The following is a 10439-nucleotide window of genomic DNA, read 5'->3' as shown; positions in this document are numbered from 1 at the left end:
GGGTTGTGGTGCTCGCCGGTGGCGAACACGTCGAGGCCCACTTCCTCGGCCTTCAGCGCGATCGCCGTCATCGCCTCGATGCGGTCGTGCTCGCTGATGGTCGTGCCGGTCAGGGGGTCGGTGGTCACGTCGCCGACGCTGAAGATGCCGAACTGCATCGCAAAGCTCCTTGCTCGTACTTCCGCTCCTGCGGCTTTCAAAGAGCATAACCGGACCATGGTCCGGTTAATTCCGATCGGTGTGTGGTGCTCGACACTCGGCTCTTCCGGCCGGAGTCGAGCCGCTGGTCGTCGATCGCGTGGGTCTATCGTTCTCGACAACGCAGATCTGTCGGAATGTCTTGGAGGGCACGAATGTCAACAGAGGGATCCACTCGAGCGATCGTCGCGGCGATGTTGGCGAACGGCGGTATCGCGGTCGCCAAATTCGTCGGCTTCGCGATCACCGGCTCGTCGTCGATGCTCGCCGAAAGCGTCCACTCGGTCGCCGACACGTCGAATCAGGGCCTGCTGCTGTGGGGGCAGCGCGCGGCGAAACGCGAAGCTGACCAGCTGCACCCGTTCGGCTACGGTCGCAGTCGCTACTTCTATTCGTTCGTCGTCGCGCTCGTCATCTTCAGCCTCGGTTCGCTCTTCGCCCTGTACGAGGGCATCCAGAAGATCCGCCACGCCGGTGACCACGGGCTCGACTCGCCGATGGTCGCCGTGGTGATCCTGCTGATCGCAATCGCGCTGGAGAGCTTCAGCTTCCACACCGCCCGCAAGGAGTCGCTGCCGCACAAGGGCGACGCCTCGTGGTGGCGGTTCATTCGGTCCTCGCGCAGTCCGGAACTGCCCGTGGTGCTTCTCGAGGACCTCGGTGCGCTGGCGGGCCTGGTGCTCGCGCTCGGCGGCGTCGGACTGACCATGATCACCGGCAACGCGGTCTGGGACGGCATCGGCACGCTCTCGATCGGTGTCCTGCTCGGCATCATCGCGATCCTGCTCATCGTCGAGATGAAGAGTCTGTTGATCGGCGAGGGCGCGACGTCGGACGAGGACGCGAAGCTCTCCGCCGCCATCGTCGGCCAGGACGTGCACCGGATCATCCACATGAAGACCCAGTACCTCGGCCCCGAGGAACTGCTGGTCGCTGCGAAGATCGCGATCGCGCCCGGTGCCACGGCGGCTCAGGTGGCAAGCGCCATCGACGGTGCTGAAGCGCGGATGCGCACGGCCGTGCCGCAGGCTCGCGTCATCTATCTCGAACCTGACATCGACCGCGGCGCCGACTCCTGAACTCCGGACGAATGGTGCATCGCAGCTGACGTTGATCGGCAACTGCTGCCGATGCGGCCTCCGATGTGGGCGCGATGCGCTAGCGTCGTCAATCACTGTCCAAAAGTGTGAAAGGAGTCACTCTCGTGACCACAGTTCAGTCACCTGCCCCAGAAGGGCGGGAGACGTGGACCAGTAACCGCGGCTTCATCCTGGCCGCGATCGGGTCCGCAGTGGGTCTGGGCAATATCTGGCGATTCCCGGGTGTTGCCTACGAAGGAGGCGGCGGCGCCTTCCTGATCCCTTACCTCATCGCGCTCGTCACCGCGGGCATTCCGATCCTGTTCCTCGACTACGCAGTCGGCCATCGCTTCCGCGCGGCCGCACCGCTGGCCTTCCGTCGTCTGTGGCGCAAGGCCGAAGCCCTCGGCTGGTTCCAGACGGCGATCCTCTTCGTCATCTCGACCTACTACGCGGTGATCATCGCGTGGTCGCTCAGCTACTTCTACTTCTCGTTCGGCACCAAATGGGGCGACGACGCTCAGACGTTCTTCCTGTCGGATTACTTGAATGTCGGCGATCCCGGCATCTCGACGGAGCTCGTCGGCGGCGTCGCCTGGCCGCTGATCGCGGTGTGGGTGCTGATCATCGTCGTGCTGGCACTGGGTGTCGCGAAGGGCGTTGAGAAGCTCAACGTGATCGGTCTGCCGCTGCTGGTGATCGGATTCTCGGCGCTGGTCATCAAAGCGCTGACGCTTCCCGGTGCCTCCGACGGCCTGGATGCCCTGTTCACCCCGAACTGGGGTGCGCTGACCGATCTCAACGTGTGGATCGCGGCCTACAGCCAGATCTTCTTCTCGATGTCCATCGCGTTCGGCATCATGATCTCCTACGCCTCGTTCCAACGACGCAAGGCCAACATGACCTCGTCGGGTCTGGTGGTCGGCTTCGCGAACTCGTCGTTCGAGATCCTCGCGGGTATCGGCGTCTTCTCGACCCTGGGGTTCATGGCGCACCAGCAGAGCATCGCGGAGGGTACGCAGGTCGCGGTCGGCGACCTCGAGGGCATCACCGGGCCGACCCTGTCGTTCATCACCTTCCCCCAGGTGATCTCCGAGATGCCCGGCAGCACCCTGTTCGGCGCGCTGTTCTTCGGTTCCCTCTCCATCGCCGGGTTCACCTCGTTGATCTCCCTGGTTCTCGGCGTCTCCGTCGCTTTCCAGGAGAAGTTCGGCCTGTCGAAGACGGTCGCCGCGGTGAGTGTCGGCGTCGTCTCCGCCTTCGTGTCGTTCGCACTGTTCGCGACCACCACCGGGCTCATCGCGTTGGACACCGTCGACCAGTTCGCCAACAACGTCGGCATCGTCGTCTCCGCGATCGCCATGTGCGTCATCGTGGTCTGGCTCAGCCGTACCGTCGAGACGCTGCGTGCGCACCTCAACGCCGTCTCGACCTTCAAGGTCGGCAAATGGTGGATTCCGGTGATCGGCCTGTATGCGCCCATCTTCCTCGGAATCATGCTGATCCAGAAGGTCTACGACCTCATCACCGAGGGTTATGAAGGCTATCCGACCTGGTACGTCGGCGTCTTCGGGTGGGGCACCGTCGCCTTCCTCGTCGTCTTCGCTGGAATCCTCACCGCGATCAAGTGGGGTGGGCGTGACGATCCGTCGTTCACTCCGTGGCCACCGGTCGACGCCGGGAATGCGCCGGTCCGCATGACGAAGGAGATGACCAAATGAGCGTCTCCGCAATCCTGCTGCTGCTGGTCGCCGCCATCGTCGTGTGGGGTGGACTGATCGCCAGCATCATCTTCCTGAGCACGCATCCCGAAGTCGCGGATCTGCCGGACGAGGACGACGCGATGCTGGCCGACGACGTCGCGCGAGCCGCCGAGCCGCACCCGACTCGTGACACCTGATTGGGAGGCGACGCATGAGTAATCCCATGTTCCGGGTGAAGTCCGTGGAGCAGTCCATGGCCGACACCGACGAGCCGGACACCAAACTCAAGAAAGAACTGACCGCGTGGGACCTCACGGTCTTCGGCGTCGCCGTGGTGGTCGGTGCGGGCATCTTCACGATCACCGCGCGCACGGCAGGCAACGTGGCCGGCCCGTCGGTGTCCCTGGCGTTCGTCCTCGCGGCGATCGCGTGCGGCCTGGCCGCACTCTGTTACGCGGAGTTCGCGTCGACGGTGCCGGTGGCCGGATCGGCGTACACCTTCTCGTATGCCACGTTCGGCGAGTTCGTCGCGTTGATCATCGGCTGGGACCTGATCCTCGAGTTCGCGTTGGCGGCGTCGGTGGTCGCGAAGGGCTGGTCGTCGTATCTCGGCAACGTGATCGGGCACGGCAACAACATCGTCGTGATCGGCGGGCGCGAGTTCGACTGGGGTGCGGCGCTGCTGATCGCGGCGCTGACCACCCTGCTGATCCTCGGCACCAAGCTCTCCTCGAGAGTGTCGCTGGTCATCACCGCGGTCAAGGTCGCCGTGGTCCTGCTGGTGATCGTCGTCGGCGCGTTCTACATCACGAAGGACAACTACACGCCGTACATCCCGCCGAGCCAGGATTCCGGCGGCGGGGCCACCGGCATCCACCAGACGCTGTTCTCATGGATGACCGGCAGCACCGGCAGTGACTTCGGCTGGTACGGATTGCTGGCCGCGGCCTCCCTGGTCTTCTTCGCCTTCATCGGCTTCGACGTCGTGGCGACCACGGCGGAAGAGACCAAGGACCCGCAGAAGTCGTTGCCGCGCGGCATCCTCGGCTCGCTCGCGATCGTCACCGTCCTGTACGTCGGCGTCTCGCTGGTGCTGACGGGCATGGTGCCGTACACCGATCTGGCGGACAAGACGCTGCCCGACGGAACGGTGCAGGGTTCGACCTTGGCGACGGCCTTCGAGGCCCACGGCATCACGTGGGCCGAGTGGGCCATCAACATCGGTGCGCTCGCCGGCCTGACGACGGTGGTCATGGTGATGCTGCTCGGTCAGACGCGCGTCGGTTTCGCCATGGCGCGCGACGGCCTGCTCCCTCGGGGCCTGGCGAAGACCGGCAACCGCGGCACCCCGGTGCGGATCACGCTGATCGTCGGCATCGTCTCGGGCGTGCTCGCGCTGGCGTTCCCGATGGGCACGCTCGAGGAGATGGTGAACATCGGGACGCTGTTCGCATTCGTCCTGGTGTGCATCGGCGTGGTGATCCTGCGGCGCACCCGGCCCGATCTCAAGCGCGGTTTCCGGGTTCCACTGGTTCCGCTGGTTCCGATCCTCGCCGTCCTGGCCTGCTTCTGGCTGATGATCAACCTGTCCATCGAGACGTGGATTCGATTCGTCGTCTGGATGATGGTCGGCGTGGTCGTCTACCTGGCCTACGGTGCGAAACACTCGGTCCTGGGCATGCGCGAGCGCATGGAACTACCCGGATTCGCAACCGTGACACCGGAGGCGGAGAAGGACGTCGGCGACGGCGATCAGTCGGATTCCCGCCGAGCGCGATAGCGTAGAGGCGCCACGACACGGTACCGGTCGCCGCAAAGGCGGCCGGTACCGTCGTTCATGAAGCGAAGACTGTAACTGAAGGGGACTAGATGACCGCGTCCGACAGCGCTCTGACCACCGATATCCGCAACGGCGTGGAGTTCAAGGTCGCCGATCTCTCCGAGGCCGAGTACGGCCGCAAGGAGATCCGCCTGGCCGAGCACGAAATGCCCGGCTTGATGGAACTGCGTCGCGAATACGCTGACGTCAATCCCCTCAAGGGCGCCCGCATCTCGGGTTCGCTGCACATGACAGTGCAGACCGCAGTGCTGATCGAGACCCTCGTCGACCTGGGCGCCGAGGTCCGCTGGGCCTCGTGCAACATCTTCTCGACCCAGGATCACGCGGCCGCGGCCGTCGTGGTCGGTCCGCACGGCACCGTCGAGGAGCCGCGCGGCGTCCCGGTGTTCGCGTGGAAGGGCGAGACGCTCGAAGAGTACTGGTGGGCCGCCGAGCAGATGCTCACCTGGCCCGCGGACGACGACGGCAACCCGCGCCACGCCAACATGATCCTCGACGACGGCGGTGACGCCACCATGCTGGTGCTGCGCGGCGCCGAGTTCGAGAAGGCGGGCGTTGTGCCGCCGGCCGACGACAGCCATCCGGCCGAGTACAAGATCTTCCTGGAACTGCTGCGTCGTTCCCTCGCCGCCGACGCCACCAAGTGGTCGGCGATCGCCGAGTCGGTCCAGGGCGTCACCGAAGAGACCACCACCGGCGTCCTGCGCCTGTACCAGTTCGCGGCGGCCGGCGAGCTCGACTTCCCGGCCATCAACGTCAACGACTCGGTCACCAAGAGCAAGTTCGACAACAAGTACGGCACCCGGCACTCGCTGGTCGACGGCATCAACCGCGGCACCGACGTGCTCATCGGCGGCAAGAAGGTCCTCGTCTGCGGCTACGGCGACGTCGGCAAGGGCTGTGCCGAGTCGCTCGCAGGGCAGGGCGGTCGCGTCCAGGTCACCGAGATCGACCCGATCAACGCGCTCCAGGCACTGATGGACGGCTACGACGTCGTGACCGTCGACGAGGCCATCGAGAACGCCGACATCGTCATCACCGCCACCGGCAACCTCGACATCATCTCCTTCGAGCACATGAAGAAGATGAAGAACCAGGCCGTCCTCGGCAACATCGGCCACTTCGACAACGAGATCGACATGGCCGGCCTCGAGGCAGCCGAAGGCATGACCCGCATCAACATCAAGCCGCAGGTGGACCAGTGGGTGTTCCCCGACGGCCACAGCATCATCGTGCTGTCGGAGGGGCGTCTGCTGAACCTCGGCAACGCCACCGGCCACCCGTCGTTCGTGATGAGCAACAGCTTCGCGAACCAGGTCATCGCGCAGATCGAGCTGTGGACCAAGGGAGACGAGTACGACAACGAGGTCTATCGTCTGCCCAAGCACCTCGACGAGAAGGTCGCGCGCATTCACGTCGAAGCGCTCGGCGGCAGCCTCACCAAGCTGACCAAGGATCAGGCAGAGTACATCGGCGTGGATGTCGAAGGGCCTTACAAGCCTGAGCACTACCGGTACTGATCGTTTCGGTTCCTGTTCCGCCGCATCGGGGTTTCCCGGTGCGGCGGTTCTTCTTTTGTGCGCCCGCTCGTGGTCGGGGTGCCGGTGGCCTCGTCGCCGAGACAGTCCTCGCTCCTCGGCTAGGGCCTCGTCCCTGCGGAGAGCTCGGCGATCGAGCCCACCGGCACCCCGACCACGGGCTCGTTTTCCTTGCCGCGCCGGGTGAAGCCCGTGCGGAGGTGGGTGCCATTCGCTCCGGCAGTGCTCTGGCCGGGTTGTTCGGTGGGCGCTTTCGTTGCGCTGTTTCTTGCGTTTGCGTTTGCGTTTGCGTCCGTCAGTTGAGCTGGGCTAGGACCTGCTCCACCGCGGCGTCGCCGTCGGCCCAGGACCAGCTCGACATCCAGTTCGACTCGACCAGTTCGCCGTAGACGCGGTAGACGCGGTGCTGCAGGTCGGCGTCGCGCTCGTAGGCGTCGACGGGACGGTCGGCGTCGGTCTCGGCGCGGCCCGTCGCACGGTTCATGGCGACCTCCGGCGGGATGCCGAGCAGCAACTGATGGTCGGGCACCGGGAGGTGGAAGCGGCCGAACTCCATGTCGGCCACCCACGACACGACCTCGGACTCGGCGCCTTCGCCCAGGCGGGCGGCGTTGTAAGCGGCGTTCGACGCGGTGTAGCGATCGCACAGCACCAGGTCGTTCTCGGCCAGCGCCGTGCGCAGCAGCGGGCGCGCCGCGGCGCGGTCCAGAGCGAACAGCAGGCCCATCGCGTAGACGCTGTCGCGGAGGTCTCCATGTCTGCCGTGCAGTGCTTCCGAAGCGAGGTCGGCGGTGATCGACTCACCGTAGCGGGGGAACGCGATCGTGCTCACTGACGCGCCGAGCTGGGCCGCGGCCTGCTCGATTCGTCCGACAATGGTGCGTTTGCCCGCGCCGTCGAGGCCTTCGACAGCCACCAGAATGCCCACGTCGCAAGTGTAGGCAGTCCTTCCGGCCGGACGAGTGCGGCGCGCCGGAACCATCACGGTCGGGGGCGTGTCGCGGCTGCCAATCCGCGGCCGAGGTGACACCATGGCAGGCATGAAGCCACGCATCCTGGTTGTCGACGACGACGCCGCGCTCGCCGAGATGCTGACGATCGTTCTGAAGAACGAGGGCTTCGAGCCCTTCGTCGTCGGTGACGGGACACAGGCGCTGACAGCGGTCCGCGAGGTCCGTCCCGATCTGGTCCTGCTCGACCTGATGCTGCCCGGCATGAACGGGATCGACGTGTGCCGCGTGCTCCGGTCGGACTCCAACGTGCCGATCGTGATGCTCACCGCGAAGACCGACACCGTCGACGTCGTCCTCGGTCTGGAGTCCGGTGCCGACGACTACATGGTGAAACCGTTCAAGCCGAAGGAACTCGTCGCTCGCATTCGCGCGCGACTGCGTCGCACCGAAGACGATCCGGCCGAGTTGCTCGCGATCGGACCGGTCGAGATCGACGTTCCCGCGCACAAGGTGACCCGCGACGGCGTGCCGATCTCGTTGACGCCGCTCGAGTTCGACCTGCTGGTGGCATTGGCGCGTAAACCGCGTCAGGTGTTCACGCGTGACGTGCTGCTGGAGCAGGTGTGGGGCTACCGGCATCCCGCCGACACCCGCCTGGTGAACGTGCACGTCCAGCGTCTGCGGGCCAAGGTCGAGATTGATCCGGAGAATCCCGAGATCGTCCTCACCGTGAGAGGGGTCGGCTACAAGGCCGGGCCGCCGTGATCGGGGGCCGCCGGATCAACCGGGGGCCGATCGACCGATGCCTGGCCCTGATTCGGCGCGCCTTCGCGGCGGTCGGCCGGGCGACGGGGCAGATCTGGCGACGCTCGGTGCAGACCCGCGTCATCGTGTCCACGCTGGCGCTCTCGTTCGTCGTCCTGCTGATCCTCGGATTCGTGTTGATCAGTCAGATCACCGGGCGCCTCCTCGATGCCAAGCAAGACGTCGCGACGGAGGAGATCGGCCGCATGCGGACCGTGGTCGAACGCGTCCTGGGCGCCGCCGACTCCAACAGCACGGTGCAGAACCGACTGGCGCGTGCGCGGTCGCTGATGACCGACCAGGACGCGGACTCCACGCAGACCGCCGCCGTCGCGGGCTCGTTCGACAGCGTCCTGGTGGTGCCCGCGCAGAACCGACCCGATCAAGAAGTCGCCGTCGGGCCCGTGCCCGACGTGCCCGCCGCCCTGCGCAAGATGGTGGCCGGCGGGCAGGTGGCCTACCAGTACACCTCGATTCAGCAGGGGGACGAGAGCGTTCCGGCGTTGGTGATCGGCAGTCCGGTCGACAGTCCCATTCGCGGCCTGGAGCTGTACCTGGTGTTTCCGCTGGCCAGTGAGCAGAACACCGTCTCCCTGGTGCGCGGCACCCTGCTCACCGGCGGTGTGGTGCTCCTCGGACTGCTCGCCGCGATCGCCTGGCTGGTGACCAGGCAGGTCATCGCGCCGCTGCGGTCGGCTTCGCGCATCGCCGTTCGGTTCGCCGACGGTCGACTGTCAGAGCGCATGCCGGTGCGCGGCGAAGACGAGTTCGCGAGGCTCGCCGTCTCGTTCAACGACATGGCCGAGAGCCTGTCGCGCCAGATCAACCACCTCGAGGAGTTCGGCGGTCTGCAGAGGCAGTTCACGTCGGATGTGAGTCACGAACTGCGCACCCCGCTCACCACCGTCCGGATGGCGGCCGACCTGCTCTACGACGGCAGGGAAGACCTCGACCCGATCCAGCGGCGATCGGTGGAACTCCTGGACAAGGAGCTGAACCGCTTCGAGACGTTGCTGACCGAACTGCTCGAGATCTCGCGTCACGACGCGGGCATGGCGGAGCTGTCCGCCGACCGCATGGACATGGCGGTGCCGATCGACGCCGCGCTCGCGACGGTCGCGCACCTCGCGGCGGAGTCGGGCAGCGACCTCATCGTCGACGTTCCCGCCGAGCCGGTGCTCGCCGAGATCGATCCGCGGCGGATCGAGCGCGTGCTCCGCAACCTGCTCGCCAATGCGATCGACCACGGTGAACACAAACCGGTGACCCTGACGATGCGTTCCGACGGCGACGCCGTCGCCGTCACCATCCGCGACCAGGGCATCGGCCTGCGGCCGGGTGAGGAGAAACTGGTCTTCAATCGTTTCTGGCGGTCGGATCCCTCGCGCGTGCGTCGCTCCGGGGGCACCGGCCTCGGCCTTGCGATCAGTATCGAGGACGCCCGCCTGCACCAGGGCCGACTCGAAGCCTGGGGTGCGCCCGGCGAGGGCTCCTGCTTCCGGTTGACACTCCCGCTGGTCCGCGGGCACAAGCTGCTCGGCAGCCCGCTGCCGCTCAAGCCGATCGAGGCGGTCTGATGAGGCGATTGGTCACCCTGCTGGCGCTGCTGATGGGCGGCGTGCTCGTCCTCAGCGGATGCGTCGACATTCCGGACTCGTCGTCGCCACAGCCCATTGAGGCCTTCGACAGGCAGCGGCCCACCAACCTGGTGCCGTCACCGAGAAAGGGCGACGACCCGGAGGCAGTGGCGCGCAGCTTCCTGAAAGCGATGTCCGACCCGTCCGCAGGCCACCGTGCCGCGCGGAAGTTCCTGACGGCGTCGGCCAGCGAAGGATGGGACGACCACGGCGACATGACCGTGATACGGAACGTCAGCATCACGATCGACGAGCGCACCGACAACGCAGTCCGGTTGCGGGTCACCGGAGACAAGACCGGCGTGCTCTCCTCGAGCGGCACCCTTCGGCCGGAGACGGGCGAGCTGATGGTCGCCTTGTCGCTGGCCAAGGTCAAAGGCGCCTGGCGTATCAGCGGTGACGTCCCCTCCGGGTCCATCACCGACTCGGCCCAGTTCCTCACCGCCTATCGGCAGGTGGACCTGTTCTTCCCCGATCGCACCATGACGCGCCTCGTCGCCGACCCGCGCTGGCTGTTCGGCACCGAGCCCGACCCCTCCGCACTGATCAACAGACTCCTGGGCGGGCCGACCACGGTCCTGGCCGGCGCCGTGGCACAGGGGGCGGGGCGCGGGGCGACGCTGCTCGGGCCGGTGACGGTCGCCGGTGACCTGGTGACCGTCCCGCTCGGGAATGTCGCCGACAGTG

At 66.3% G+C, this 10439-nt stretch carries 8 protein-coding genes and 2 pseudogenes; 8 read left to right on the top strand and 2 right to left on the bottom strand.

Features of this window, described 5'->3' with window-relative positions:
- Positions 1-158 (bottom strand): annotated as a pseudogene (locus GX543_RS01855) (5,10-methylene tetrahydromethanopterin reductase); the annotation flags it as partial.
- A 195-nt stretch (positions 159-353) separates the two neighbouring features.
- Between GX543_RS01855 and GX543_RS01850 the strand changes: the two are divergent.
- From GX543_RS01850 to ahcY, 5 genes are all read left to right on the top strand, one after another.
- Positions 354-1277, top strand: a complete 924-nt coding sequence (locus tag GX543_RS01850; protein WP_290849426.1) for a cation diffusion facilitator family transporter — start codon at positions 354-356, stop codon at positions 1275-1277.
- 125 nt (positions 1278-1402) lie between these two features.
- The gene (locus GX543_RS01845; protein ID WP_290849425.1) at positions 1403-2998 is read left to right on the top strand and encodes a sodium-dependent transporter; all 1596 of its coding nucleotides are present in this window, start codon (positions 1403-1405) and stop codon (positions 2996-2998) included.
- Complete coding sequence (locus tag GX543_RS01840; RefSeq protein WP_290849424.1) at positions 2995-3177, top strand: methionine/alanine import family NSS transporter small subunit; 183 nt, start codon at positions 2995-2997, stop codon at positions 3175-3177. The genes GX543_RS01845 and GX543_RS01840 overlap by 4 nt, the downstream gene beginning before the upstream one ends.
- A 14-nt stretch (positions 3178-3191) precedes the next feature.
- A complete protein-coding gene (locus GX543_RS01835; RefSeq protein WP_290849423.1) occupies positions 3192-4760 on the top strand; it encodes an amino acid permease in 1569 nt (522 codons plus the stop codon).
- 89 nt (positions 4761-4849) lie between these two features.
- Positions 4850-6340, top strand: coding sequence for an adenosylhomocysteinase (gene ahcY, locus GX543_RS01830; protein ID WP_290849422.1), 1491 nt, complete (start codon positions 4850-4852; stop codon positions 6338-6340).
- A 313-nt stretch (positions 6341-6653) separates the two neighbouring features.
- On the opposite strand, the gene GX543_RS01825 is transcribed toward ahcY, so the two are convergent.
- A complete protein-coding gene (locus GX543_RS01825; RefSeq protein WP_290849421.1) occupies positions 6654-7286 on the bottom strand; it encodes a dTMP kinase in 633 nt (210 codons plus the stop codon).
- 103 nt (positions 7287-7389) lie between these two features.
- On the opposite strand from GX543_RS01825, the gene mtrA reads away from it, so the two are divergent.
- The 3 genes and pseudogenes from mtrA to GX543_RS01810 form a co-directional block, all read left to right on the top strand.
- Positions 7390-8076, top strand: a complete 687-nt coding sequence (mtrA, locus tag GX543_RS01820) for an MtrAB system response regulator MtrA (RefSeq protein WP_290849420.1) — start codon at positions 7390-7392, stop codon at positions 8074-8076.
- A gap of 14 nt (positions 8077-8090) precedes the next feature.
- Positions 8091-9692: an MtrAB system histidine kinase MtrB gene (gene mtrB / locus GX543_RS01815; protein ID WP_290849427.1), complete on the top strand. Its 1602-nt coding sequence runs from the start codon at positions 8091-8093 to the stop codon at positions 9690-9692.
- Positions 9692-10439: pseudogene (locus tag GX543_RS01810) on the top strand (hypothetical protein); the annotation flags it as partial. The gene mtrB and the pseudogene GX543_RS01810, both read left to right, overlap by 1 nt.

The sequence above is a fragment of the Gordonia sp. (in: high G+C Gram-positive bacteria) genome (assembly GCF_012515855.1).
In the GTDB taxonomy this organism is placed as follows: domain Bacteria; phylum Actinomycetota; class Actinomycetes; order Mycobacteriales; family Mycobacteriaceae; genus Gordonia.
The sequence above is the reverse complement of the archived record's forward strand: the minus strand, read 5'-3'. Positions and strand labels throughout refer to the sequence as shown.

Excerpts from the sequence above, each read along its gene's own strand:
- GX543_RS01840 (WP_290849424.1), top strand. The coding sequence starts at position 2,995 with ATGAGCGTCTCCGCAATCCTGCTGCTGCTGGTCGCCGCCATCGTCGTG.
- GX543_RS01850 (WP_290849426.1), top strand. The coding sequence starts at position 354 with ATGTCAACAGAGGGATCCACTCGAGCGATCGTCGCGGCGATGTTGGCG.
- GX543_RS01835 (WP_290849423.1), top strand. The coding sequence starts at position 3,192 with ATGAGTAATCCCATGTTCCGGGTGAAGTCCGTGGAGCAGTCCATGGCC.
- ahcY (WP_290849422.1), top strand. The coding sequence starts at position 4,850 with ATGACCGCGTCCGACAGCGCTCTGACCACCGATATCCGCAACGGCGTG.
- mtrA (WP_290849420.1), top strand. The coding sequence starts at position 7,390 with ATGGCAGGCATGAAGCCACGCATCCTGGTTGTCGACGACGACGCCGCG.